We start from the raw sequence: 25,537 nt of genomic DNA, 5'->3' as shown, positions 1-25,537 counted from the left end.
TTGATCACTGAAAGCTATTTTTTGAGGTACATCCTCAAGAAACGTGATGCTAAGGCATCGTAGAGAATAATTTATCTTATTGATTTTTAACTTTTTATTCGTAGTTGATGGATAGAGCATGGGACCATTTAAAGCACATGAAGTGATAGAAGAAAGAGTTAACGAGCTGGATCTGCGTAGCTATCTTGTCGGTTTCGATATAAATGATAGCGGTGTATCATTTTATCGACTAGATCCCTTGGTAATGAAAATATTATCTGCATTACATGAGTTTGCTTATGGGTTTCATGAAGGAACGAATACAGATAATACTGAAACATTGTCAAAATTGATAGAGGCATCTCGTTCAATTTATAAAATCGATGAATACCAAAAAGTCAAAGATCTTTATTTGAATTCTGGTTCTTTAACTGACGCCGTTGCTGATAAATATCTTCGACGCGGTGAATTCGGTGAACTTATACTTCATCTTATATTAAGGGATTTCCACAATACAGTTCCATTATTATCTAAAATTTATTTTAAAGATTCAGTTGGGCACACTGTTCATGGATTTGATGCTGTACATATTGACCCGGTAAATAAAACGCTTTGGTTAGGTGAATCAAAATTATATATTGATCCGCGGAAAGGCATAAATGAATTAATAAAAGATGTTGATGAACATTTTAAGTCGGATTATTTGAATTCTGAGTTTAATCTTATATCTAAGAAAATTCGTCATACGCAAAACACTTCTGAGCAAGAATATTGGATTAATACATTATCATCAGGTGGAAAACTATCAGAAAAACTTCATAAGATAAATATACCATTATTATGTACTTATACCTGTGATGCATTTGAAAAATTTGATGATGAGACTTCCAATGAATTCTCGGAATACTATAGAAATAAAATATTAATGTTGAAAAAACATTTTGATGATAACTACACACACCCATTGAAAAGTCATTTAAACATTATCCTTATGCTATTTCCAGTCAGTAATAAAATCGAGTTAGTAAAAAAACTTCATCAAAAATTGTCTTTGATTCAGCAAATTGGTGGGTAATATTATGGATGAAAAAGACGGTACTGAATGTAAAGATAATTTTGACTACACATTTGAAACTTATCAGAGATGTGCTCATCTACTCATAACAAATGAAGTGGTTGGTAGAGATTTTCTTATTCAGCTTATTGAGAATAGAAATGATTATTCTCGTGAATTAGATCATGTTTTAGCTGACTTAATCGAGTCTGCTGGTTTTTATCCCTATCTTTTGAAAGAGAGTCTGCACTTATCTTCTTCTGCACAAAAAATTAGATTTGCGAATAATCGATCATTAAATATTGAAGGTAAGATTTTTCACGATGAACAAAAATATTTACTCGACCTTATCAATTCAGATAAAAATGTTATAGCAAGCGCACCAACAAGTTTTGGTAAGAGTCTGTTGATTGAAGAAATTGTTGCCTCGATGAAATATAAAAATATACTCATTATTCAGCCAACGCTGGCCTTGCTGGATGAAACTAGAAAAAAACTTTCCAAATATCTTGAAAAATATAAATTAATAATAAGAACTAATCAGGAGTATAGTTTCTCAGAGAAAGGGAATATATTTTTATTGACATCTGAAAGGGTAAATGAATATGAGCAATTTCCTGAAATAGATTTTCTTATTGTTGATGAGTTTTATAAATTTAGCTCGAAACGAGACGATGAAAGACATCAGTCTTTAAATAATGCATTTATCAAGATTTTTAAAAAATGTGCTCCAAGGTTTTACTTTTTGGGACCTAATATTGATGGAATAACTCCCGGATTTTCAGATAAATATAATGCTGTCTTCTATGAAAGTCAATATAGTCTTGTCAGGTGTAATAGCTTCAATGTTTATGAGAAATATGATGGCTTATTTGGAAATTTAGGTAACAAAGCAAAATTCAAAGAGAAAGTATTGTTCGATTTGCTTGTAGAACGGAGTAAAGAACAATCTATTATTTATTGTGCATCTCCGTCTAAGGCAAGAAAACTTTCAAAAAATTATTCTAAATTTATTTCTAATAATAAAAATATGTTTAGATCTCATAATTTACCATTAATTGAATGGATTGAGGAAAACATTTCAACGTCATGGTCTTTGATTGAGTCTTTAAGGTTAGGTGTGGCGTTTCATGATGGTGCTTTGCCCCGGCACATAACATCATCTGTAATTGATTATTTTAATGAAGGTTTAATTAATGTTTTATTTTGTACTTCAACAATTATTGAAGGTGTGAATACTAGCGCAAAGAATATTATTTACTTCGATGATAAAAAAGGGGATAGTCTAGATATAGATTTTTTCGACTATTCAAATATAAAGGGGCGTGCGGGCAGGTTAATGCAACATTACTCGGGAAATGTCTTTAATTTTAATCCTCCTCCAGAAAAAGAAGCTATTTATATTGATATACCTTTTTTTGAACAGAATCCAATCAATGAAGAGATCTTGATAAATTTGGATGTTGATGAAGTTCAGGATAAAAATTCTGCAGAATATAACTTTATTACTTCGTTGCCTTATGAAGAAATGCTTTTATTTAAAAAAAATTCAATCAATATTAGAGGTCAAAAGAAACTCTTGGATTATCTAAAGCTAAATATTTATACCGCTCACTTTTTCCTTTCATGGAATGCCACGCCAAAATACAAACAACTAGAGTTTTGTGTGCAACTTTGCTGGGATTTTTTATTAAAAGAAAATGAGAAAAAAAATCAAATGACAGCAAAAAAATTGACTAAACTTACTTTTGATTATGGTTTTTCTCAAAGTATAATTAAATTACTTAAAAGCACATATGATTATAAATTAAGTCAGGCAAAAAATTTGGATTCAGATAAAAGAAGTAAATTATTAGATGAATCTATTAAAGACACATTTTATATACTAAGGCACTGGTTTCAATATAAGTTACCTAAATTACTTTCAGTTCTGAACGAACTTCAATCTTATGTTTGCACTGCTTACGGACTAGTACCTGGTAATTACTCATATTATTCATCTATCATTGAAAATGACTTTATTCCTGACCATTTGAATATTTTAATTGAATATGGGATTCCCAAATCTGCAATTGATAAAATTTCTAAATTCATCCCAAATACTCTTTCTGATGAGTCAGTTATCCAACTAATAAAGAATAAGAAATTATATGAAAATAATAGTTTGATAGACTATGAGAAAAATATCATCAAGAAAAATATAATGATTTGATTTTAACGAGACTAATAAAGGTATGCTTTATAATCAACGAAATGGATGAGAATAAATAAGATGGTCCTATTCAACACGAGTAGTTGGAAGTGTCTAATTGAACTGAATCATCCAATTACAAGGTTTAATTTTAAATTCATCTGTGATACATCTAATTTGTCCAACAAATCCATAACGATTAAATAATCCTCCAAAATGAAATTTGGTTCGAGGTAAGATGAGATCAATATAGCTATGTTGAATTACTTTAATTAAGTTAAAGTTTTGTCTGATTAAGGGGTGAAAACGATACTACTTTTGTCCTAAAATTTTAAGATTGTTTAGGAGTTGGGTCTCAACTTCAGATAAGCTTTTATCCCAAATTTCAGTAAGTTGAGAAAGGGTTTTGTATGTATCCCATGGACATGCAGACCGACCGTCAATTTGAGCGAAGGGGCCATCGGACTCAATTAGTACACGATCTTTTGGCATTAAACTGGCGAGTTGACGACCTTTATGCCCATTCAACATTACAGGTCCAATACTATACCAGCAATCGAGATCTTTAGCTCGGTTGAGTTCGGCCTTAGTACCCGAGAACCAATGAAGAATAGGTGTCCCAACTTTAGGACGACGTTCTATCTCATCAAGAACTGAGCTGGTAGCTCTCCGGCTATGAAGAGAAAGAACTTTACCGCCAGCAGACTCACAAATATCAAGTATTCGTGTGAACACTTGAATTTGATCGGCCCAATTTTTTTTAAATTCAGGAGTGCCGTCTAAACCGATTTCACCCACATAGCGAGTTTGATCAATATATTTTTCAAATAGCGGCAATTCTGTTTTTCTTTGATGAGCTAATTGGGGATGCAATCCAAGCGCAGTGCGAATACGAGGAGCATCGTTTGCAAGCGAAGATGTTCCTTCCCATGCAGAAGGTGTTGTTGTAACTGACAGGATGTATAACCCTCGTTTTTTACATTCCTCTATCACTTTGCGAGGATCGGGATAAAGATCGATATGGCAATGGAAATCTATCATCTGATACCTTGCTGTAAATGTAGTGCGGCCAACTCTTTCAACCCTCGGGATACCAAATCTTTAAGAGGAGGCTTTATTCCAATTTTGGGGTAGGCTAATGCTGCTCCTAGCCAAGATTCTAACCCATTCGTATTGACGTCGGCTATGGCCATTGCAATTGAGCGGACATCATCAAAGTTAGCGTGTTCATCATTCCTTAGGCCGATATTGGAATATTTATAGGAGGTCAAGTCCGCATTACCCCAAGCGAGGAAAGCGGCTCTCCTGACTTGGCATGGCACACAACGACCACACTGAGTATAATTAAAAACCCTATATCTTCCACAACTAACAGATTTGATTGCTAATGATTTTAGTAATTTCTGATCACGGCAATTCTTAAGCATTTCTCCTTTTGTGCAGTGTTCATAAGGGTTGATTATGCGCACTCGCAGATCTGCTGCGATAAGAATATCCCTAATTCTATTCAAGAATTCTGGATGTACTGTTCGGGTGCTTAAACTTCCAATGCGTCCCCCCGTTAATGGTGGATTGATTGCAATAAAACCGTTTTCACAGATATAAAAAGGAACTTCTTGACCATTATGATATTTTTTGAGGGAAGTAGCCGCGAGAACACCAAATGCAATAAAAATTAACGAGCGGGCCCGTTGAGAAGGCTCCTTCTTCCCGGGAGGGGTTGCGTTATGATTTAACGCAATATGCCGAAGTCCACCACCAATTGTTTTTGCAAATTCTTCTTGGTTTTCACCATCGCCCCGTACGATGTTGCTAACAGCAAGAGGTTTTTTGTTTGTGGCAGCAAGGTCGATTGCACCAATCAGGCTATCGAGTCCACCAGATAACAGAACAACACAATCCTCATCAGGTTGCACTGGTTTTTTAGGTGGGCTGGGTATGTGACCACCAGATTCAAAAGTGAGTTGCCAACGATCAGTCGATAGGAATTTCAATGCGGCTTCTAACGCTGTCGCTTGTGTGTTCCAAAAGATAGGATCAGCAACCGCAATCTTTATATCGAACTCTCTAGTCCAGTTATCTGCGCTTTCTTCTCTCTGACCAGCCAGGTCTGCTGTGATTACTGATAGAGCAATCGATAAAAAATCCCATGCACGAGGGGTTGCATTATATCCAGCCCGAATAAAATCAGTCTTCGCGGCTTGACCTGCGCTAGCTCTGGCAGAACGATCGTCTCGTATTTCGCCGGGCTGTCCGTAAAGGACCACATTCAAAGCACCGTCTTCGGCAAAATTAAAATTTTCAGGTGCGCATACTAGCCTCATTCTGCATATCCCTCAAAGACGTCAAATGTTTCACGTAGAGCTGATTTTACAACTTCGCTAATTCTTCCCGATGTTAATGGCATACCAGCATCCTTTAGTTTTCGAAATGCAGCAGCCACAGTCTCTCTTACATAATCTCTGGCTTGTTTTAATCTGGAAAGGGCAGTGACCGCATTGGGGGCTTTATCGCGTATTGTTTGGCCAACATCAAGATCGAAGCGATGAAAAACGTCAAAAGCTGTGAATCGCTCAATTGCTAGATTACGCTGCTCGGGCGTCAGATTAATTAAATCTGCATCGGGAAACCGTGTTAGCAATTCCGATAATGCCTCTCGAATAGCCGCCCGGGATGCCTCAGCATCCTGAGTACCATCAACAGGTCTTACGGCTTCGACTACCGCATCCATTATTTGTTCGGCAGAGCGACCAGACAACAAAGCAGGATCTAAAGGGCTTCCTGGCTGGAGTTGACCACTAGCCAATGAAGCTAACGTACTACCTAAAGCTCCGGCTGTGGAGGCCGTCCCATGCATTCTGCGGGTTGTGGTTGAGCTCCCACCATAGCCATTACGAACATATTGACCAAAACCACGGCGCATCGCTCGGGAATCTCCCGAATTAGCATATTCGCCTAAGCTTCTGTTTACCCCAATCCATCTACGTGCAGGGGCAATAGGAGAGGGTGTTGGCGAAAGTGGCGCTTCGGTGTCATCCGATGGAGGCTCATCACCAGTCGGCGCTTCTGCTGGTGGGTCATCCACCCATGGAGGGACCATTGGTACTCCAGGTCCGGCCCCCTTACTTGATTGTGACGTTCCCATTATCAGTTCCTATCCTTTTTTTAATGGCAATTTTTACTGGCTTACTGACATTTGTATTTTCCCAAGCGTTAAATACGCTAGAAGCCCAAACCTGATCACTAATTTTAGGTATTATATTCGGTTCGATTTGTGCGGGTGGTCGCTCGCGAAGAAAGGCTGCCAATCTAGGTCCTTGAATCTGATCCGTTTCTGAAAGTACTAGACAAGCTTCTAAAATTGGAGGGGTACCCCATGCTTGTTCCTGGCGAGCCCTATCAAGAAGGCGGTCCATCATCACTGTTGTTTCTGCTCGAGATATTTGCTCAAGGCGTTTTTTAAGCGACCCTGCCATATCGGGATGTTCAAGAAGTCCTGTAAGAAGATCTGCGGCTTCGGAAGACAAACGATCTTCTGGAGTAATTAATGGCGCATGTTCTCGGCTGACATACAATGCGCCACGTAGATCTACATTGGCTAGCATAGGGGGAAGACGCAGCCACTCTATAATAAAACTGTCTTCCCATGGAGCTGCTAGTTTAAGGTCGATTCCGGAAGCAGCTTGAGTTTCCCATTCCGCCAAGAAAGCAGGCTTACCTGAGTCATTTGCACTTGATGCAGCAACTAGTTCTGCATAGGCTTTGGATTGAGCAAGTCGCTCAAAAAGAAGCAGTTTTGCAAGGACTGCCTCATCAACACCTACACCTTGGGCCTTTGAGATCGTCATACGAATTGCTAGAGCATTCATGAATCTCTTGATCAGACGGGGGTTGCCTGCGATACCTGTAGCTGAAATCATTAGGGGAGCAAGTCGTTCAGCAGTATCTAATTTTCCTATTAATTCGTCAGGAAAATCATTGTGCAATGACTGTATAAAGGCACGATCTACGCGTTTCCCCTGCCAAGTATTTCTGAGTTGTTGACAAATACCTGCGCGTATAACCTCTTTAATATCATCGCTTAAATTACTATTGTCTATGAACAGCATCATCATGTAAGCGCGGACTTCCTGAGTGCCAAGTGCTGGAACGCGAATTGGTACCTGAATTAGTTTATCGAAGTAACTAGTTACAAGGAGGTCATCACTGACACCTTCAAAATGTTTTCTGACTGCGTGCTTAATCATTTCATCATCGGCAGCGATTACAAATGCAGTATGTTTTAGGAATAAAAAAAGCCGGATGGCTTCGAGTGTTGAGATAGTAGTAGGGGGTAGGCATCGGTCCAGATCGTCGATTAGGACGACTAAAGTCACGCCTAATTCATCTAAGGCTTCTTCGAAATTATCTCGTAGGGCCTGAATTTCCTTAGGGGGTGAACTATCTGTTTTGGGGGCAATAAGACCATTTGCTATCTCACCAGCTTCAAGAGCTGTTTTCTTTGCTTCGTCTAGTTCATCTTGATCGATGCCATCAAGCATACCGTTACCTAGGCTAAATAACCTCCCAAGCAAACCCATAGGCGGAAGCCCCAGGGCAAGAGCTGCGGCATCTCCAGCGACTAATTTTGCTCCGCGTAACCATCGAACCCGTTTGATAATGTTCGATACTTTGTCAACCGCTGTTTCGCGTTTCTTGGCTTCATCCTCTAGTTTGCTTGCTATGACATCCATCAGAGCTGCGCGCGCATCATCATAACCTTGGTATAACCAGGCATTGAACTCGACAAAAATAAATTCTCGATCGCCCATTTGGCGCGGGCGTTTGTTCAGTGATGATCTCGTCAATTTTATCAATGACGACTTGCCAATTCCCCATGAGCCTGAGACTCCAATTGATATTGGCCGTTCATTTGCTTGGGCAATAATTTCAGCAATAGTGTCAGCGATGCCGGAAAAATTAAGAAAGTCCTTTTCTGTTTCGTTGTCTGCCCACATTGTCAAAAGCCTTAATTAAAATTAATAAACCATGAAGTTGACGATGATGCACGCAAGCCTATCTAACAATGAATTCTATTGTGACTTTTTTGTCGGGATAATCGTCAGTTCTCTGACGGTTGGTTTTAGTATAACCATTAACGTATGTGGTACAAGGCTCGGTCGAGGAGCTTTCGAGTGGGGGACTTAGATATGCTCGTTATATCCCAAAAATTGGAGAATCGAGAGGAGGATCATCTCTGAAAATACCGTTTTTAACGGCGGTAGCCCCAAATTCATTTCACCGCTACTGAGTAAAGGGCGCTACGCCTGCCTATACAGGGTCAGTTTTTTCTCCCGCGTGATTTCCGTTCCCGTATCAGCTTCCGGCTAATCGTTTCCCAACACAACCCGCCCCGCAAGGGTAAATGGCACGCATTCTGCGCCCTTGCGTGTCGGAACGATGCCGGGAAAGCGAACCGTCAGGCGATGCGAAGACGAAAATCAAACCACTGACGGAGAAAAAACCATGACGATTTCCCTGCATACCCAGACTAGCGCCCCTAACACCTCAGCGGCGACCAGCGTATCCCCGCTGGAGCAGTCAGGCTCCTCAAAAACGAAATTTTCTCAAACCAGAACAGATATTTATCAGACCGTCACCGACAACATCATTGCAGCGCTTGAAGCCGGTGTAAAACCGTGGTCTTGTCCGTGGCAACGAGTGCTGGGTATGTCTGGGTTGCCTTCCAACTTCGCAACCGGTATCGCGTATAGCGGAATGAATATCATGCTGTTGTGGTGTAGTGCGTCAGAACAGGGCTTCGGTGATTCACGCTGGATGACCTACAAACAAGCACAGGCAGTCGGTGGGCTGGTTCGCAAAGGCGAGCACGGCACGACAGCCATTTTCTACACAACCTTAGAGAAGGAAAACGAAGACGGCAAAATCGACCAGATCCCGATGCTGAAAACCTTCAATGTGTTCAATCTTGAACAAATTGATGGTCTTCCGCTGACAACTGAAACAGTTAGCCCAGAAGCAAACTTTGACCCTTTGCCGGAGGCTGAAAATCTGTTCCAGAAGAGCGGCGCAAACATCATTGAGAAAGGGCAAAACGCCTTTTTCAGACCCTCAACTGATGAAGTCTGGCTACCGGAGCGCCATCTGTTTTCAGATGCAGCTAATTTCTACGCTACCGGCCTGCATGAGTTGGTTCACTGGAGTGGTGGTAAAAAACGACTTAATCGTGAAATGAAAGGAAAATTTGGCAGTGCTGATTATGCGGAGGAGGAATTAGTAGCGGAGCTGGGAAGTGCTTTTCTGATGGCGGATTTGGGGATTGTCGGAGAGGTACAGCATGAAAGCTATATTGCTTCCTGGCTGAAAGCACTGAAAAACGACAAACGCTATATTTTCAAAGCTGCAAGTGCGGCATCAAAAGCGCATCGTTATTTAATGGATAAAGCCTGAGGGCAGGAGCAAGAAGCCGCAAAGGAATGTGGCTTTAACCATAGCCGTGGGCGGAGTAGCTGTGGTGTTAGGGGGTATAAATCCACTGCGAATTTTCCTGGCACCGGATGTCAGGAAAATTCGCAGTCTGCAGGGCGGCAAAGAGCCCGTCAATCCTTTAGATGTATTGGCTCAGACTTGATCTGGCTGTGTTCTATGTTAGAGCACGATTCAAGCTGACAGTCGGCAACGAGCGAGGAAGGGAAGTTAAAAACTAAAAATACTGATACAAGATATAGTGCGGTGGTTTAATTAAATGCGGTGGAGGCACACTTCCACCGCGTTAATTATCTTGTGAATTGGTGTCTATTACCGGGTACAACGCGGGTGAATATTTCACTATAATGGTCAGCCATATCTGCTCAGATAGCGGTTATTGGCGCCATCCTAGCCGGTCATTATCAAGGGTTTCGGAGTCCGTAAAAATAGCAACTCGAGGTGTGATACCAAGTTCAGGTGGGTAACTCAGTAATTCATCTGATGTTTCATCGACCATCCAGGCCGAATCTTCATCAATTCTGGGAACCATGTAATGCACCATTGTTCGGCATAGTCTGGAATCAGGCTTAAAGCGAGAGATGGCTTCTATATTTTTCTGGCGACGCTTGTCGGCAACATCACCTTGCACATCCACATCAATGGCAATGTGGGCAATGCCGGGTCCAAAATTCAAAAGCTGATCATCGATTGTTTTCAGAAGTGAAGTTACATGTTTCGAACGTCCCTCAAAAGAGGCTTCATTTACGCACCGCCAAGTCACAAGCGCTGCTTGGTGAACAAACTCAACGAATCGATTGTCGCGGTCATCTGGTTTTCCCCGTGCATAGATATTATAATATTCGTCGCGCAGCACATCTCCCTTAATCAAACGAGCAAACTTGGTATTGAACATGATGGATCCATTAATCAGAATGTCTGTAAGCAGAGGGGCAAGGCTTATGGGTCTCACTACACCCTGACCATAAATATCATTCCAAGTGTAGAGGTTTCCTTTATAGTGTTTGAGGTGCTCATATATATAATCATGGGGAATATCTTTCACCTCGGATTTATAAGTAATGTCCATCCATAAATTGAATTCCTCGAGGATTCTCATTGTTTGTTCATGGTTTATAATTTCCCGATGATTTTGTTTTTCAATAGTCTCGTACTTTCCTTTTTGTAGCCTTTTACACTCAATATAAAAATCCTGACCGTCTTGATTTTTGTATTTGAGATCCGGAGTTTTAGCAATTCCTTTCTGCTCGGGTATAAATTCTACTTGAAATCCCCTGTCAGCATAATTACCAGCCACAACCAGCTCAAACAAGGCCGTGTCGGGGTAGACCGTTTCGTCTTCTAACATTCTCTTGGCACGCTCCTTGGCACCTGGTATGGCCTCAATAAGGTGGCAGTTTCTTCCAAGTTGCTTGACCCAGGGGATAATATTAGAAGCTATACTGATGTCGTAAACTCTCCGATTGTCGAGTAATGATTTGGCCTGAGCAAAGAAGCTCGCGACAATATCATGCCCATAAAGCTTGATGTCAAAATCCTTGCCAAAATTGGTAGGGGCATTTGTCGAAGAAATATATTTACATTGTGCCTTTTCAAGGCGTGATAGGAATGCATCGCTATCGTCTTGCACTTGGCATAGCCATTCAAGCCCCATGGAAACGAACTCATCGTCCATGACACCAGTATGTTCATTGAATTTCATCACATTCCTCCATAATGATAACACTTTGCATTATATACTTTAATAACGATTGCTTAATATTGCCCATCAACATAGTTGATGAAAAAGTGGATTCACTATCGTCAAAAAAAGAGTTAGCGGCTAAAATTGAGCCGATAGTTACGTTAGCTAGCAACATTCGCTTCTTGCACAGAGTTACCCTAGTGCAGGTCTTAATGGGCAGTTAAGAGCGAGGAGCGGACTAAATACTTATCCCTGCGGTCAAAGAATATTTTTCTTTAACCGCTTTATTACAGAGAAACCATTATCTATTAGTTTTATCATGGATGTCATTGATTACATCGAGGTAATACTCTTTCTCCTTCTCTTTGAACACTAATCCGAACTCATGATTGATTATAACTCCAACGCTTTTTAAAAGATCGATTTTTGGTTTGGAAGCAGGGTCTTCATAATAATAACGAGGGATATAATATATTACTTCATGTTGTAAGTTTATTTTCTTTGTAATTCGATTTCTTTCTCTGAATGTAAGCAACCACCAAAGATCAATCTCAACAAAATCCAAGTTCAAGCCTAAGATATATACATTCTTAGTAAAAAAATCATCGATCCAACTATTACCAACATCATTTCTTTCCAACCGTTTTGTAAGCGGTTCGTTGAACGATTCATTGGAATACTGACTTCCGGTAGTTGTATAACCCCGCATGCTTTGCAAATAACCGCTGTAATGTTCATAGCCAAGGATTATTGAGCTTGGGTTATTCAAAGCTCCATGTATATGCCATATTTTTTTGTTTTTCATCTTATAATGCCTGAAGATATTATATTTACTTTCTTTTATTATACCTTCGTTTTTTAAATCCTCAGGCCTGACGCTGTTATCCAAGCAATATTCAAATGCCAAGTCATAGTTTGTTGTTAAAATGTTATTGCATTCTAACTCTATTATTTTTTTATGAATTTCATTTGGCTGTATTAATTTTATCTTTGATGCAATGGAGTCTTTTATCTTACTTTCTGAAAACCCATTTGCGTTCTTATTTGAAATATTAAAATAAATCTCTTCATAGGCTAGTGGAAATGGTTTGCCATTTGTGTCAATTTTGATTTCATATGTATCCCCAAGACTATTTAACACATCAAGCCAAGAGTTTCCATTTATAATGTTGTTTATGCCATTTCCAATAAGAAGTGAATAATCACGCATTTCTATCCCTTTTTGTTAGACGCATTTTTACACTCTGCTATTGATATTACAATACTAGTCATTAATATGCTCGGCACCGATGTATGTGATTTTATCCAACAATAGTGATGTTTTGAAAGTAGACCTGTAATCAGGCCCTGAAATTATATATCCTCCACGCATTCACTGCAACTAGGTAGGCATTAATAACAGTATTGCATGTGAACCAATGGGGAGGAGCTCAGAGGATATAGACCAATAAAATCTATCAGACATTCTACCACGTGAGAGTAGGTTAAAGATGTTATTTAAACTAAAACTAGACATCAGCACTTATAGTTTGAGTCGATTCTGGACAAACCGACTCAAACTACAAACACATGGAATTAACATGATAATAGGACATGTTATAATTATTTATACCACTCTGCCTTAATGGCAGCAAAGTCCATCAATTTCCATTCCTCCTTCCAGAGTTGCCAATAAGGAATATCATTTGAAGATGGAGAGTGACTACATGGTTCAATTTGGACGATTGAGGGGAGAATTATAGATTCACCAACTAATAATGCTTCCCCTTGACGGAAAGATGTCATTTTATCGATCAAAGAACCGAGTGAATCTGGAAGTAACTTCTTAACATACCCTTGATCCGCCGGGTTGGTTAACCGCATAGCAATAAAGTTGCTGCACTGTGAAAAGATTGTTTCGGATATCTCGGACGGACGTTGACTTGCTAGCAGCAGCGTCACACCGTATTTTCTCCCCTCTTTTGCAATTCGCTCTATGGCTACTTTTGAAGAACGATATTTCGACAGGTCACTATTAGGGACATATTTGTGTGCTTCTTCATAAACTAATAGAATCGGGATGTCATTATTGATTTTCTCATTAGGGTTTCTGGCACAACGCATACGCTTGTATATGTAACCGTATTCGAAGACGAGGCGTGAAATAAGGGATACTGTTATGCTTAAAACTTCGAACGGAACTCCACTTAGGTCAATGACGGTTACGTTCGATTCACTTTTTGAAGAATATCCAAGCAGCTGCTGGAGGGTTTCTTCAAATGTGGTTTTCATGGATTTTTCACCAAGAAAAAAATTTAATCTACTATCATTAAGTTTGTTCTCAAGCCGATTCACAAAGTTCGTCAACTTTCCATGGAGACTCCCCTGTGTATATTTTGGCTGTCCCGCTTTTTCTTTATTGCTTGCCGCGTAAACTTCTCCAGTATCAATCATTTCTTCATTTTTTGCGATCGTGTACGCAAGTACTTCCCGAATATCGAACAGAATAGGAGTGTCAAGGTGGATACTTTGTTTTTCAACATCTGAACCAGAGAATTTCGCAAGCCGGTCTTTTACTATGGCTTCTTTAAAAATATTTCTCTGATTGTGATCATTGGCCTCTGTATCGAGGAAAAATTCTTCCAGTTCTTCACTGTTCAGCATCCAATATGGTAAGGCTAAATTGGATATATCAATGTGATTTGCAGAAGGAAATGCTGATTTATACTCGGAGTGAATGTCGAAGATAATTATATGTGAATTATTTAGTGAGAAATTCCCTCCTTTTTCTGAAACAGCTTTCTGAATAATAGTCGCTAAAGTATGTGATTTTCCGGAACCGGTGGAACCGACAACTGCAATATGCTTATTGAAAAATTTGTTTCCGTTGACGGGAACAGGAACACTGATGTTTGAGGATAATGTAGCAAAACGGAAAGACGCCTCTTTCGGGACTGAATCTTCATAGATTTTCTTTATGTCAGCGATGGTTGCTGGCTGAACTTCTTTTGGCGGAATAGCTAGAGAATCACCACCTCGTTCAAACTTACCATTTCTTAAGATACCTAAAGGAAAAGCTTCAATGATGTGATCCCGCTTTCCATCAGCGCTAACTGCAATCTGGAAGTTTTCAATGATTGCGATGAGGACTGCATTTTCGTTGTCAGCAATTTTAACGTAAGAGCCAACTTTCAATGATTCTTCCGCTATCTTAAAGTTTTCTAGGTCATCTACAACAATACGTACTTTATCTGGGAAAACGGCAATGACTTGGGCATTGATCTGTTCTTTTTGTCTGTGATCCATTTTCATTTTCCTTCAACTAGATTATTGATTCAATGTCTGAAAGTTGTTGTATCTGAATTTTGACGTGCTGGACTGCAGGTTTGTCGTATTCAAAGAAGCTAGGGCCTATGTGAAATTGGTAAATACGTCGAGTTTTAGTAATGGTATCAATCGTATCTCTAACGTTTTGAAGAGTATTCAGAATCTTAAGTTGGATACCATTGCCATGCGTTGCTTTCAGCATAATCGATTGACAATTAAACTCAGCACCATGGAAGTCGTGACCATCAATGACCTTAAATCCTTCGCTACTGAGTTCATTTTTTAGTGCAAGTAACTCACTGTCTGATACCCCTTGCACATAAATGTACGGACAGAACGGAGAAGGCTCTCGCTTCGACAATTTTGACCACTTCCTTGAAAGCTCAAATAAAAGATTCTTGAGTTCGTATCGAGCGTAGGAAGCCACACCTATCTCTACTAGAAAGAAACGTTCAAAAGGAGATATGTTAACTTCTGAGAAGTATTCATTACGTAGGGCCGAAAAATGTGTTTTCTTTCCTTTCTTATCTACGAACCATTCATTGAAGAGAATGCTTGAAGTGTTAATTCTTTTCAGGAAATCTCCTTTGCTAATTGATCTATTTGTTTGAGTAGCCGCGATTGAGAGTTCGCGTATAACAGCTAGAGCGTTGTTATAATAAAAGTATTCGGCTGAAAATGACTTAGTGTTAAATATTGATTTGAGGATATCGATCACTTCACGGAACTGTGTATCAAAATCCACTGCTCTGATGTTTATTGATAACCGCTTCAGAAACTCTTCAAGATCTGCATCGCTAAGTTGTAAATCCTGATGGTGATGGTAAGTGACTTTGTCTTTAGTGTAGGTAAGAAAGTGTTTCTTTAGGAAATCAATGTCTATTTCTACATCTAATTTTTCTTGACCATACGCATAATGTCCGTAAATGGAGTAAAACATCTTTTGCTTCGTACCTACCAGCGTTTCCTTGAAATGTGATAGCATATACTTAATCGCATCTTTAATAACAGAGTGATTATATTCGGTCTTGGCGTAATACTTGCATTGTGTGGCAGTAACGTCAGTTGCAGTTCGAATATCAATGTCCTCAGTGCATTCGATTTCAACAGATTCGTCTAATGATGTTAGTTTTAAGATGCTGAGAATAGTCAGATCAAATTGGTAAAAATAACCTCGTATTGTGTCAACTGCACTTCTGTCGGCCATGATATATCCAATAGTTATCGTTGATGTTTTTTTGAATATTAACACTCATGTTTGTCAGTATGTTACAAGCCGATGCATAGTTCAATTTTTGGTCATAAAAAATTCCAGCAATTAAACAGCTGCGCGGAATAGTGCTCCACTTTTGGCCAGCCCATACAGTGCAAGGCATCAGGGCCATTTCCTCTGTCTGACTGTGCTACATGGTGCTTGAGATGTGTTGCACATACGCAACATGCCACCTATCAGTAAACGGCAAGTGTAGCTGTGTTAGGCGCAGCTGTTTAGCGATCTTGAATAAGCATCTTCATAGAAATCTTCGAAATTATCCCTCCTAGTATCCTACAGAATGCTCTTTGTAGTCAGAAAATGAGAACCAGATAACATCAGTTCAATTGGCTTACTCCCTACGCAGTATGCGAGTTAGCAATGTCCGCTTGGCACAATGCTGCCTGTCAGATGAGGTTATGCCCTGAGCCATAAAAATGTTAGCCCAAATCTGAGCTAACACGCGTTTAAAGGCATCTAACCCGACTTCAACTATTAATTGTGTTCTGCATCACCAGAACGAATCATGGAACCCCGTACTGCCGCGATACGCCTGCGAGCAATGTTCACATAATCTGCTTCGCGCTCAATACCGATGAAACAGAAACCTTCCATCGCCGCAGCTTTGCCGGTGCTTCCACTCCCCATAAAAGGATCAAGTACAGTGCCTCCCGTGGGAGTAACCAGACGGCAAAGGTAACGCATCAGTTTTGTGGGCTTCACACACATATGATTGTTATCCTCACCGCGATCTTTTTTGCTGGCTTTTGCACAATAAAAGAACCGACTGGCGCTACTAATTTCTGCCTGCTGAGAGGTATCCGGGAACATAGCAAGTACTGCATCACTGCCATCATGGATAAGGTTGGCAGGCCAGCGACCATTAGGATTTCCTTGTCTGGCGATACCGCCATCACCTTTACTTCTGCCTCGCCACATATGGTTGGGCTCAGAGCCACCCGGCCCATTTGGATAATTATAGGGTGATTCCCCTTCTGTCAGAGGGATCCGGCATTCGCTGATGTTCAGCGCGCCGGTACCATACACACATACGTTCGAAGCTTTAGACCCCCTGAATGGCTTACGGGCAAGGGTAATTGGCTCCAGTGCGGGCTTTAATGCGTGGTGAGATTTAGGAAAACCCGAGCTGTATACCCAGCTTAGCATTCCGTCACGTCCAAATGCTGTGTCCAGTAATTTGAGCTGGTCCGGCGACAAACTTTCAATGAGGACCTGAGCAGCATTGCTGGTCTCGTAGAGAAATACGATCATGTCACGTATTTCAAAGCCCGCATCCTCAATACGCGCTGCCATCCGGTGTTGAGTACGGGATCCCGCGAAAGACAGCAAATGACCACCGGGTTTAAGTACGCGCAGACACGCTTCCCAGATGGCTTGTGAAGGGACATCATAGTCCCACGTTTTCCCCATGAATTTAATACCATATGGCGGGTCGGTCACTATGCTGTCCACAGAGTTGTCCGGCATGCTGCGCAGAACGTCTAGGCAGTCGCCATGGTTCAAAATGTCATGCATGGCGTTCCCTCCCGACATCGTCACCAACTGATGAAGAGGGGGCCCCCTGTTTATCACTGACACTATTTTCCAGTTCATCAAGGGTGCGGAACAGGAACATCTCGCGTTGCTTCGCATCAAACGAAACAGGAACACCGTTTCTCATTACCGTTCTGATACTGACAAACAGCCTGACCAGCGATTCTTTAGTTTTATTATCCGGCATCACATACATGGCATAGTGCCAGCGACCGGCGTCGCTGGCTGCCAGATGACTGCCAATAATGCTGATGTAACGGGCGCGGGTTTTCATTGACCGTTCTGTTTCCACTGCGACGATGGCACCGCTGCTTAAGGTAATAATGCCGTCGGGTCGGTGCCGGATACCTGGGTACCGCGCCATAAACTCTCCCCGGTCGCCGTTAAGCCAGTCTGTGCCACCTTTTTCCTCAAGGGCGATCCTGACCCGTTGGTTTAACAGGCGATGCTCCAGTGTCGAGTTTTTGAGTTTGCCTGGCTCAAAATAGGCGGGGAAAACCTTGTCATTAGCGCTAACCACCATTGCCAGTCCCTGCATGGTGATCCCCCACAATGATTTTTTTCCGGTCAATACCAGGTATTTATGTTTATTCAGGAAGCCCATCGCAACCGCTTTATTAAGCAGGTTATACATCGCATGGTTATGTTTCCCTTTATAGCCGACAACTCTTTTTAAGGTCCGGAAATCAGAGAAGGTTTCTTCCTTGAGAAAATACAGCAATGCCCGCATTCTCCGTTTTGCGGCTTCATTTCTTTCAGCAACGTTATGAATAAGCATTGATAACCTCACAGGTTAATGGAAGGTTTGTGGATCTGACTTTCTTTTTCGGTATGCAGGCATTGTTTATGTTCAAACGAAAGTAGGTCGATATATTGCTTTTTCGCCGGTATATGGAATAGTTTGGTTGCCTTCGCCAGATCATTCTGGGTAAAAACAAAACCGACAAACTTCGGCAAATTGAGCAGCATATTGCTGTCGATATAATAGCGTTCCGCCTGGCGGATCATTCTGTCCGTTTCCATCTTCTCCGTCAGGGATATATCTGTTTTCACTTTCCACATTTCATCGTCAACCAGAATAGAGCCGGTCATCCTTGCCACCCAGTCGGCGGTATCCGGATCGCGAAGGCGATAAACCAGCATAAACTTGCAGTTCTCAATCACTGAACCGGCAACGGCGTCACCTTCCAGATCTGCCGGACAGTCATATAAATCTTTAACCGACTGATGGGCCATGATGATATGCACACCTTTGTCCCGCGCGGCGCCAAGCCCCTCAAGCGCAGGGCGGGACAGGTGATACTTAAGTTCATCAAGGAAAATAGCGACAGGGCGAGGTTTGCCTTTGATTCGATCCCGCGTTTCGGCCATCTGAATCAGGCGGGTTAAAATCATGCGTTGCGCCGAAATGATTTTCTGATTACGCATCGAGCCAATGATGTAACAGCCGCCGCCCTCATCAAATATTGTCTTTAATGAAAATCCCTTACTGGCATTAATGGAATTCACTAAAGCGATTTCCTCAAGCTCGCCATAAAAAGCAGGCACATCTTCACTGATGGATTTAACAAAGTCAGTGTTAAATAAGTCGCGTAACGTCATTCCCTTTTCATAAATAGCTGCCGTATTTCTGGCTGCGCGACGGTCGGCGATACGGTAAAAGTCAGCACCTTCGCCTTTTTTACCCAGGCTGAAACCGGCATTAAACAGCTCCTCCAGTTGTTCATGAGAAATATCAGCCAGTAAATCAAGCTGGAAATTAAGGTCATTCAGGTTAATAAGAACAAACTGTTTATTCGCTTTCTGACAAGCTTCCCGCAGTACATGCGGTGCCCATTCATCATTTTTAGGATCTTCGACAAATACGCCTTCACCTGAAAGTATTGCCTGATAAAGCAGCACACAGGCACTGACACCTTTACCTGAACCTGTGGTGCCGATAAGGTCGGCGTGTTGAGTTTGAAATTCTTCGGGGGTGATATATTGCGGCTGATCATCTTTATCCAGCCCGATAAAGATACCTTTATTCAGGTCAATATAATCCAGAGGATTATACGCAATGCTGTCAGGTAACATGTCCCTGACTTCACGAACATCCGTTCTGACATTTCTTTCCAGTTTACTTTTTTTAATCATCCTGTGTTTTAAACTGTCTATTTCACCCGCCAGCAGCCTTCGGGCTGTAATATGAAAAGCCAGACCTGCCAGCGTAAATCCGACTGTCAGTGTCCAGAGTGGTAATCTGAGTAGAATGTTATTGTTGAGTACTTTAAAGAAAAAACTCAGCCCCTGAATGGTCAGCGGTGACAGGGTGCCAAAAATGAGAAAGAAGGTGGATACACCCGCTACCATTTTTAACCAGAAGGGGGAGTTTTTTCTTTCTTCACGTGGCAGATGAAAGATGAATGGCAGCGTCAGCCCGGCAAATATGGATAATATTACCGGGTTATGTTGCAGCCAGAGCAGAAAAAAAGAAAAGGCATCCGTAAAGGCATTCAGCCTTTGCATCAGATGAGTTCCCATTGCAGTGATCTCCGGTCTGATTTCGGTGTGATGTGCGCATCACATGGGCGTCACCGATGGGCGTTAAACCCCACGCCCACGCGCGACGCCTATTGAGGACGCCCATAAACGGATGAAGAGCACTGAACGTCTCCGACGCTCATGCCCGTGATCCACGCTTTCAGAAAACAGCCGACGCATGGTCGTCAGTCCCCTGAAACGCGCGAATGACGGGCAACGGCGTGTGACATTACGCTCGGGCTGGACGCTCTCACTGCATGTCACATGGGGGTAATGTCGCGGCTGGACGCCGCGCCAAAACCCCCGAGGTCAACGGCGGCACACCGTCGCCCGCTACGCGCGACCAACCCCTTTAAGACGCGCGTTTCGCCTGTTTTTTCTCGCAAGCTCCAAAAAACGGGAACGCTGCTTTAAAGGGGTTGGTCGCGCCTGATCGGCAATATTCCCCGCTGGGGCGGTAAATATTACCTGGCTTGACGGTGTGCGGGGCTTTGCCCCCCAAATAAACCGCTGTCGTGGGCGACAGCTTTTCGCTCGCTGGGGCGGCGAAATTTATTCGGCTCCCCCCGGCCTGCTCAATTCGCTTTGGGCGAATGTTCGCAGGTGGGCGCGGTGCCTGAAAATTAGCAATTTCTGCGAAATTTAATTTTCTGTCCGCGCTCCACATACTTATTTTACGGCTTAACAATTTCTCCGAAATTGAAGCCAAAATAAGCATGCTTTAAAATCGCCGTCTGTCAGTTTGTGGTGTCGTTCGATACATTATCAATGTTTATCATTCACATCTGTTCGCGGGCTATTTCAGCCCGACATACCCGTTCAGCGTTTAATGCCGCACGGTACGTTTCATCATCGGCTTTCGTTCCCTGACTTTCGGCATACCGCCTGAGCTTCTCTGCGTCCGATTTATTAAGCTGTGACAGATGATGCCGCAATAAACCGATAAATCGGCTCTCATATATCTCGTAATAAAGCCCACATCCATGATTGGCTTCTTTTGACAGAAAATCATAGATACACGTGACAGATATTCTGTCGTGATGCGTTGAGTGAATGTTGGCAATAAACAGGTCTTCTTTATCCACTTTTGTTTCTCCATGCAGGGAAATACATTAAGATAACGGCAGTGTTGTATTAGCCTCTGACCCTGCCAAACCTGGACAGGATTTTATTCACCGCCTCCGGGTCAGCACTGGCACATTCTCCCAATAAAGCTTTTCTGGCATTCAGTGTGTGATTGGGTAAAAAACCGTGTTTATTCTTTTTGACGATATTAAAGAAAGCACGTTCCGCAGAACGACATTCACTTCCTCCATTGTTTCCGGTTGCTTTACCATACATACAAAGCACCACTTCGCACGGGTCAGTAGCGAAAGAATAAACAGGCGTCCCGGCAGCAATGCACAGCACTGCCGCCGCAATAATAGAATATTTCATGATGACGTCCTTACGGTGAGGTAAATTTCAGGATGTGAGGGGGAAGATTTAATACGAGAAATAAATGCGGGTGTCGCTGCATGTCAGGCATCCAGAGACTAGCTGATATTCAATAACGCCTTTTGCACCATATTGACGTAGCCAGTCTTTTGCAGTAAAGAATTCTGCGCCTGATGTTGCAGCAACAACAATACGCGCAGAGTGGGCGACCGCGTAAAATACGGCGGGCGTCCAGTGTGTCTCATTAAAATTCCGTGCGTGAATGGATAATAACCATTTATCTTTAATCATTGGAGAAGGAATAATAACCGGGTTGTCTCGCCATTGCGGTAAACCGGTATTGACTGACTGGCCCGGTTTATCCCATTCAACAGGAACCGGTAGCGGGGGTGAAGAACAGCCGGAAAGTACCAACGAAAATAGCAGCATATTGATAACCTTCATCATGCTTTCATCTCCTCAAAAAAGGCGCTGCGGTGCAGTGGCCGGAAATAAATATCATTCATCCGGCGCACATTACCGTCCAGGTCGATACTCACGATAACGTCCAGACTGTCCAGTACCTTGCGTAACATGAAGGTGTATGGGAGTCGGGCACATTGCGGGTTTTCATAACAGCGGGTAATAAACCCGTCTACCGCTTCCATTGCCGAACCGGCATGGATAGAGGTCATACTGCCTTCATGGCCGGAAGCGGTTATCTTAAGAAAATCCCAGGCCTCACCGCCGCGTACTTCGGTTAATAGTATGCGGTCGGGATTCATGCGGTAATTCCAGCGCAGCAGGCTGGCGGGCGTTACAATTGACCCTTTTTCATCTGCCGATTCCGACGGATAAAAAAGGTGGACGTAGTTTTTATGAATAAATAAGGTGATTTCTGGGTTATCTTCAATAGTCGTAATACGCAGATGAAGTGGGATATAACCAATCAGCATCTTCATATAGGTGGTTTTCCCGGTACTGGTTTCCCCGGCCACCGCAATGGTTTTACCGTATTCCACACATTTCTCCATAAAGCGCGGAATGTCCTTCGCATTATATAAGGCCAGTAATTCCTGATCGTGCGTATGCGTTTTTTCCGTGCCCGTTACCCGGTTATAAAACCCGGCGGCGATATAGTCCTGATGCGGGATTTGCACCTGTGAGGGTTTACGCAGGGTAATAGACACCGTGTTACGTTCGCAGGCCGGGGGCACTATAACCTGACAACGTTCGCCGGATTCCAGCGTGGCTGACAGCCCTGGCTTGATATCTTCGATATTGTCGCCGTGATGCTTCGCCAGGCATCTGGCAAAGTTGTAGCAGCCCTCATAATCCAGCGGAACAGTATGCTGTTCCCAGATGCCATCAATTTTGGTGAATAGCTCACCCGGGCGGTTGACGGCGATCTCTGTCAGTCCTCGGTGATCCAGAAAATCGCCAAAAAATCGCTGCTTATAGCGGTCGAGAGAGAGGTTTTTCATGTGATATCCTTGGAGCGGATAAATGTGTGGAGGGAGCATGTCTAAGACGAAGGTACTGTTCGCTTATTGCCATGAAATGGGGCGCTGCTTGTCCATTGATGAAGCGCGAACGGAATTTTTTTCCAGAAAGCCGGAAGAAAGAAAGCGGTTCACTTTTTCCTGTAGCGATCGCAACTGTAATGTCACCATTAGCGGCGTTAACTATCACGTCAAAGCTGAGGATGGCGAAAAATTCAGGGCTGCACACTTCCGTTCCCCCCATCCTCACAAGTTCGGATGTGAATGGATCGCGTTCACCGAGGATGCCGATCAGGACAGACGGCCGGACGAATCAGAGGCTGATTTCACGGAAAGAAAAGCAAAGCAAAAGCTGACGGACTATATCAACTGCTTTGACCCTTCGATTGATGATCCTGAGGGTGAGCCAGCTGATCCCCTGAAGCTTGCCACTCCCGCTCATGTAAAAAAACCTGTCGGGGATGATGAAAAGTCCGGTGCAGATGAAGAGCCACGCTGGAGTCGCTATACGCGAACCAACCAGCTGCAGCGACTGATCGACACATGGCAGGAAGCGAAAGAAACGCTGCCTCAGGATGAGTTCAGGGCATTGAGACTCAGGATCATGCATCACGGTCAGGTCTATCTTCATGAATATATAACGCATATTCAGCGAGGATTGACTAACCCCTACGCGGGCGTCATCTATGGCGGTGGGACCCTGATGCATCGGTATGGCCGGGGTTTTCTTATTAATTTCTTTGATAAATATGAGGGTAAACCTGTTCGCCTGTATGTCAGTAAAGATCTGATGGCGAAAGGGCGATTTGGTCATTATATCGATGAAATTTTGGACACAGAGAACGTCAGGTATTTCCGTGTATTTCTGCTCAATCCGGTTGTTTTTGAAAGGGAAAATAGCGCAGGAAAATCCGTTATCAACCTTGAAATATCAAAGCTGCGCCAACTGGCGATTTACTACGAGCTGAACTCCAGCAGGGTAGATGATTCTCCATCCTCGGAGCAGGAGGGGGACAGTCCGGCATAGCGGGCTAATGTCGTCACAAGAATGATAATATCGGTGATGTCAGGCAGCGATATCTGCTTATGTGCCAGCCGGATATCGTCTGAGGTAAAAGGCGGTACATCCAGAGAACCTTCACCGATGGTGAGGCAGAACGTTTGTTCTTCCCCAAAGTCAATGATGAGCTCTGTCAATGTGCCCCCGGCACGATAACATGTCATGACTATTCTCCTGATCCCGGTAAGGTGTGACATTACGTCGTTGACTACGGCATTGTTGTAATCGTCCCTGACGATGACGTCTGTCGCGGTGACGCCAAACAGAAACTTTCGATTATTCACTCTTCAACCTCAGCGTATAGATGCCGGAAAAATCAATATCCCGCCCTGTGATCAGATTGATGATCTCCCCCTGATTTTTGTCGAGGGTCGGTGGGATATTGATGCTGTTTTCCAGCGTGGTACGTGCCATATCCGCCATGGCCTGACGGCTGTTTTCGGTATAGTCCGTATTACGATCTTTCTGACCAGCACTGTTGGATGCCCATGCACCAATATCAGGGAGCATACCAACCAGTAATGCGCCGCCGAATCGCTCTCTGAAATGCGTGTCGATCCAGCCGTCAACGCCAGCCTCGCCCAGTTCTCCGGCAGCACGGGTATCGACCAGCGGAATATCAAGGTAAGGGGGCTGGCGGGTACGCAGTTTTGTGATGATGAGAAAGGCGCGTTCCTGTCCGTGCGCCATTCCTGTCGCTGCGCCAGTCTGGTAAACGCCTGAAGCCGCAGTCCCTTTTTCAATAAGTTTCGTATTACCGCTTGCACTCCAGATATCTTCGGCGATCGTGCAGCGGATTTTCCCTGCCCGGTCCGAGACAAAGCGGTAATCCAGAGAACAGGGAATGGCGGTATTTTCCGGAACGTACAGGTCCGGGTTGTAAGGAATACGCTGGACCGCTGCAGGAGAGAGTTCCGGTTGTGGCGCAGTGGTATTTTGCCGGGCAGTGGATGACGTTTCTAACGGTTGTCCGTCAGAGGTTGCCTGCGTCATCTCCTGCTGGCGGCTCCGTGCCGGGGCTTGGGTCGCAGCGGCTGACCTGTCGCGACGAACCAGAAAATGAGCTTTATTAAGTTGAGGCGGCATCTCAGCCTCCGGGGCTATCGTAATGCGCGGTCTGTTTCCCGCCGGTACCGATGCTTCGGCTTCGGTATCTTGCGTACCCAGATCGGTACGCTGCCGGTAATCTGTCCGGTTCGTCTGTGGCGCAGAATCCTGCTGCTTCTCTTCACCGGGTTGCCAGAGCAGATTGCGGTATACCCAGTTGCCCGCCCATGCCAGCGCAATCAGCGCAACGGCGGCGAGCGCCAGAAAAGCGGTGGCTTTCCCGCGCCTGCGCTTTTTCAGTTTGTTGACGGCGGGTTGTAGCGGATCATTCTCTTCATCGTCCTGCTCTGTGAGAAGTGCCGCTTCACGCTTTGTACGGGCCTCGCGCTCCAGCGTGGCAATATCGTCATCCGCCTGCGCCGGAGAAGGTCGGGCTCCATCAGACACAGAATGCTGATATTCGTCATTCATCTGCATGGCTCC

21 protein-coding genes are annotated in these 25,537 nt (G+C 43.2%); 4 read left to right on the top strand and 17 right to left on the bottom strand.

Annotation, left to right across the window (positions count from 1 at the left end):
- The first annotated feature begins 118 nt into the window (after positions 1-118).
- Both C0557_RS15465 and C0557_RS15460 read left to right on the top strand, forming a co-directional pair.
- A complete protein-coding gene (locus tag C0557_RS15465) occupies positions 119-1,054 on the top strand; it encodes a DUF1837 domain-containing protein (RefSeq protein WP_208659265.1) in 936 nt (311 codons plus the stop codon).
- Positions 1,055-1,058: 4 nt separating this feature from the next.
- Positions 1,059-3,245: a DEAD/DEAH box helicase gene (locus C0557_RS15460; protein WP_208659263.1), complete on the top strand. Its 2,187-nt coding sequence runs from the start codon at positions 1,059-1,061 to the stop codon at positions 3,243-3,245.
- Positions 3,246-3,536: 291 nt separating this feature from the next.
- On the opposite strand, the gene qatD is transcribed toward C0557_RS15460, so the two are convergent.
- The 4 genes from qatD to C0557_RS15440 all read right to left on the bottom strand — a co-directional run bounded on the left by qatD (position 3,537) and on the right by C0557_RS15440 (position 8,221).
- The gene (gene qatD / locus C0557_RS15455) at positions 3,537-4,265 is read right to left on the bottom strand and encodes a Qat anti-phage system TatD family nuclease QatD (RefSeq protein ID WP_208659261.1); all 729 of its coding nucleotides are present in this window, start codon (positions 4,263-4,265) and stop codon (positions 3,537-3,539) included.
- Positions 4,262-5,548, bottom strand: a complete 1,287-nt coding sequence (gene qatC / locus C0557_RS15450) for a Qat anti-phage system QueC-like protein QatC (protein WP_208659259.1) — start codon at positions 5,546-5,548, stop codon at positions 4,262-4,264. Before qatC ends, qatD begins: the two co-directional genes overlap by 4 nt.
- Positions 5,545-6,147: a Qat anti-phage system associated protein QatB gene (gene qatB / locus C0557_RS27290; RefSeq protein ID WP_253073726.1), complete on the bottom strand. Its 603-nt coding sequence runs from the start codon at positions 6,145-6,147 to the stop codon at positions 5,545-5,547. Before qatB ends, qatC begins: the two co-directional genes overlap by 4 nt.
- A 199-nt stretch (positions 6,148-6,346) precedes the next feature.
- A complete protein-coding gene (locus C0557_RS15440) occupies positions 6,347-8,221 on the bottom strand; it encodes a P-loop NTPase fold protein (RefSeq protein ID WP_208659254.1) in 1,875 nt (624 codons plus the stop codon).
- Positions 8,222-8,729: 508 nt separating this feature from the next.
- On the opposite strand from C0557_RS15440, the gene C0557_RS15435 reads away from it, so the two are divergent.
- Entirely contained in the window at positions 8,730-9,674 is a 945-nt protein-coding gene (locus tag C0557_RS15435; RefSeq protein WP_208659251.1) for an ArdC family protein, read from the top strand.
- Positions 9,675-10,086: 412 nt separating this feature from the next.
- Here the strand turns inward: C0557_RS15435 and C0557_RS15430 are convergent, their stop codons facing one another.
- The 12 genes from C0557_RS15430 to virB11 all read right to left on the bottom strand — a co-directional run bounded on the left by C0557_RS15430 (position 10,087) and on the right by virB11 (position 22,929).
- A complete protein-coding gene (locus C0557_RS15430) occupies positions 10,087-11,412 on the bottom strand; it encodes a hypothetical protein (protein ID WP_253073725.1) in 1,326 nt (441 codons plus the stop codon).
- A gap of 283 nt (positions 11,413-11,695) precedes the next feature.
- Positions 11,696-12,604, bottom strand: a complete 909-nt coding sequence (locus C0557_RS15425; protein ID WP_208659249.1) for an SIR2 family protein — start codon at positions 12,602-12,604, stop codon at positions 11,696-11,698.
- A gap of 392 nt (positions 12,605-12,996) precedes the next feature.
- Positions 12,997-14,679 carry an ATP-binding protein gene (locus C0557_RS15420; RefSeq protein ID WP_208659247.1) on the bottom strand — a complete coding sequence of 561 codons (1,683 nt, stop codon included), beginning with the start codon at positions 14,677-14,679 and terminating at the stop codon, positions 12,997-12,999.
- Positions 14,680-14,695: 16 nt separating this feature from the next.
- Positions 14,696-15,907, bottom strand: coding sequence for a DUF4297 family anti-phage-associated protein (locus C0557_RS15415; RefSeq protein WP_208659245.1), 1,212 nt, complete (start codon positions 15,905-15,907; stop codon positions 14,696-14,698).
- A gap of 540 nt (positions 15,908-16,447) precedes the next feature.
- A complete protein-coding gene (locus tag C0557_RS15410; RefSeq protein WP_208659242.1) occupies positions 16,448-17,488 on the bottom strand; it encodes a site-specific DNA-methyltransferase in 1,041 nt (346 codons plus the stop codon).
- Positions 17,481-18,284 carry a MobC family replication-relaxation protein gene (mobC, locus tag C0557_RS15405; protein ID WP_208659240.1) on the bottom strand — a complete coding sequence of 268 codons (804 nt, stop codon included), beginning with the start codon at positions 18,282-18,284 and terminating at the stop codon, positions 17,481-17,483. Before mobC ends, C0557_RS15410 begins: the two co-directional genes overlap by 8 nt.
- An 8-nt stretch (positions 18,285-18,292) precedes the next feature.
- On the bottom strand, positions 18,293-20,029 hold the full coding sequence (locus C0557_RS15400) for a type IV secretory system conjugative DNA transfer family protein (protein ID WP_208659238.1): 1,737 nt from the start codon (positions 20,027-20,029) through the stop codon (positions 18,293-18,295).
- Between the two features lie 352 nt (positions 20,030-20,381).
- Complete coding sequence (locus C0557_RS15395) at positions 20,382-20,747, bottom strand: hypothetical protein (protein WP_227521372.1); 366 nt, start codon at positions 20,745-20,747, stop codon at positions 20,382-20,384.
- 61 nt (positions 20,748-20,808) lie between these two features.
- Positions 20,809-21,114, bottom strand: coding sequence for a dpoa decarboxylase (locus tag C0557_RS15390; RefSeq protein WP_100630791.1), 306 nt, complete (start codon positions 21,112-21,114; stop codon positions 20,809-20,811).
- A 49-nt stretch (positions 21,115-21,163) separates the two neighbouring features.
- The gene (locus C0557_RS15385) at positions 21,164-21,466 is read right to left on the bottom strand and encodes a TrbM/KikA/MpfK family conjugal transfer protein (RefSeq protein WP_100630790.1); all 303 of its coding nucleotides are present in this window, start codon (positions 21,464-21,466) and stop codon (positions 21,164-21,166) included.
- 48 nt (positions 21,467-21,514) lie between these two features.
- Positions 21,515-21,913, bottom strand: coding sequence for a cag pathogenicity island Cag12 family protein (locus tag C0557_RS15380; RefSeq protein WP_100630789.1), 399 nt, complete (start codon positions 21,911-21,913; stop codon positions 21,515-21,517).
- On the bottom strand, positions 21,910-22,929 hold the full coding sequence (virB11, locus tag C0557_RS15375) for a P-type DNA transfer ATPase VirB11 (RefSeq protein ID WP_208659236.1): 1,020 nt from the start codon (positions 22,927-22,929) through the stop codon (positions 21,910-21,912). Before virB11 ends, C0557_RS15380 begins: the two co-directional genes overlap by 4 nt.
- A 37-nt stretch (positions 22,930-22,966) precedes the next feature.
- On the opposite strand from virB11, the gene C0557_RS15370 reads away from it, so the two are divergent.
- Positions 22,967-23,974, top strand: a complete 1,008-nt coding sequence (locus tag C0557_RS15370; RefSeq protein WP_100630787.1) for a hypothetical protein — start codon at positions 22,967-22,969, stop codon at positions 23,972-23,974.
- Between the two features lie 309 nt (positions 23,975-24,283).
- On the opposite strand, the gene virB10 is transcribed toward C0557_RS15370, so the two are convergent.
- Positions 24,284-25,525 carry a VirB10/TraB/TrbI family type IV secretion system protein gene (virB10, locus tag C0557_RS15365; protein WP_100630785.1) on the bottom strand — a complete coding sequence of 414 codons (1,242 nt, stop codon included), beginning with the start codon at positions 25,523-25,525 and terminating at the stop codon, positions 24,284-24,286.
- Positions 25,526-25,537 lie beyond the last annotated feature (12 nt).

It is taken from the genome of Kosakonia sp. MUSA4, assembly GCF_013085925.1.
Lineage (GTDB): Bacteria > Pseudomonadota > Gammaproteobacteria > Enterobacterales > Enterobacteriaceae > Kosakonia > Kosakonia sacchari_B.
The sequence above is the reverse complement of the archived record's forward strand: the minus strand, read 5'-3'. Positions and strand labels throughout refer to the sequence as shown.

What these genes read in the sequence shown, in the direction of transcription:
- C0557_RS15465 (WP_208659265.1), top strand. Translation starts at nt 119, where the DNA reads ATGGGACCATTTAAAGCACATGAAGTGATAGAAGAAAGAGTTAACGAG.
- C0557_RS15460 (WP_208659263.1), top strand. Translation starts at nt 1,059, where the DNA reads ATGGATGAAAAAGACGGTACTGAATGTAAAGATAATTTTGACTACACA.
- qatD (WP_208659261.1), bottom strand. Translation starts at nt 4,265, where the DNA reads ATGATAGATTTCCATTGCCATATCGATCTTTATCCCGATCCTCGCAAA.
- qatC (WP_208659259.1), bottom strand. Translation starts at nt 5,548, where the DNA reads ATGAGGCTAGTATGCGCACCTGAAAATTTTAATTTTGCCGAAGACGGT.
- qatB (WP_253073726.1), bottom strand. Translation starts at nt 6,147, where the DNA reads ATGCGCCGTGGTTTTGGTCAATATGTTCGTAATGGCTATGGTGGGAGC.
- C0557_RS15440 (WP_208659254.1), bottom strand. Translation starts at nt 8,221, where the DNA reads ATGTGGGCAGACAACGAAACAGAAAAGGACTTTCTTAATTTTTCCGGC.
- C0557_RS15435 (WP_208659251.1), top strand. Translation starts at nt 8,730, where the DNA reads ATGACGATTTCCCTGCATACCCAGACTAGCGCCCCTAACACCTCAGCG.
- C0557_RS15430 (WP_253073725.1), bottom strand. Translation starts at nt 11,412, where the DNA reads ATGAAATTCAATGAACATACTGGTGTCATGGACGATGAGTTCGTTTCC.
- C0557_RS15425 (WP_208659249.1), bottom strand. Translation starts at nt 12,604, where the DNA reads ATGCGTGATTATTCACTTCTTATTGGAAATGGCATAAACAACATTATA.
- C0557_RS15420 (WP_208659247.1), bottom strand. Translation starts at nt 14,679, where the DNA reads ATGGATCACAGACAAAAAGAACAGATCAATGCCCAAGTCATTGCCGTT.
- C0557_RS15415 (WP_208659245.1), bottom strand. Translation starts at nt 15,907, where the DNA reads ATGGCCGACAGAAGTGCAGTTGACACAATACGAGGTTATTTTTACCAA.
- C0557_RS15410 (WP_208659242.1), bottom strand. Translation starts at nt 17,488, where the DNA reads ATGCATGACATTTTGAACCATGGCGACTGCCTAGACGTTCTGCGCAGC.
- mobC (WP_208659240.1), bottom strand. Translation starts at nt 18,284, where the DNA reads ATGCTTATTCATAACGTTGCTGAAAGAAATGAAGCCGCAAAACGGAGA.
- C0557_RS15400 (WP_208659238.1), bottom strand. Translation starts at nt 20,029, where the DNA reads ATGGGAACTCATCTGATGCAAAGGCTGAATGCCTTTACGGATGCCTTT.
- C0557_RS15395 (WP_227521372.1), bottom strand. Translation starts at nt 20,747, where the DNA reads ATGCTTATTTTGGCTTCAATTTCGGAGAAATTGTTAAGCCGTAAAATA.
- C0557_RS15385 (WP_100630790.1), bottom strand. Translation starts at nt 21,466, where the DNA reads ATGAAATATTCTATTATTGCGGCGGCAGTGCTGTGCATTGCTGCCGGG.
- C0557_RS15380 (WP_100630789.1), bottom strand. Translation starts at nt 21,913, where the DNA reads ATGATGAAGGTTATCAATATGCTGCTATTTTCGTTGGTACTTTCCGGC.
- virB11 (WP_208659236.1), bottom strand. Translation starts at nt 22,929, where the DNA reads ATGAAAAACCTCTCTCTCGACCGCTATAAGCAGCGATTTTTTGGCGAT.
- C0557_RS15370 (WP_100630787.1), top strand. Translation starts at nt 22,967, where the DNA reads ATGTCTAAGACGAAGGTACTGTTCGCTTATTGCCATGAAATGGGGCGC.
- virB10 (WP_100630785.1), bottom strand. Translation starts at nt 25,525, where the DNA reads ATGAATGACGAATATCAGCATTCTGTGTCTGATGGAGCCCGACCTTCT.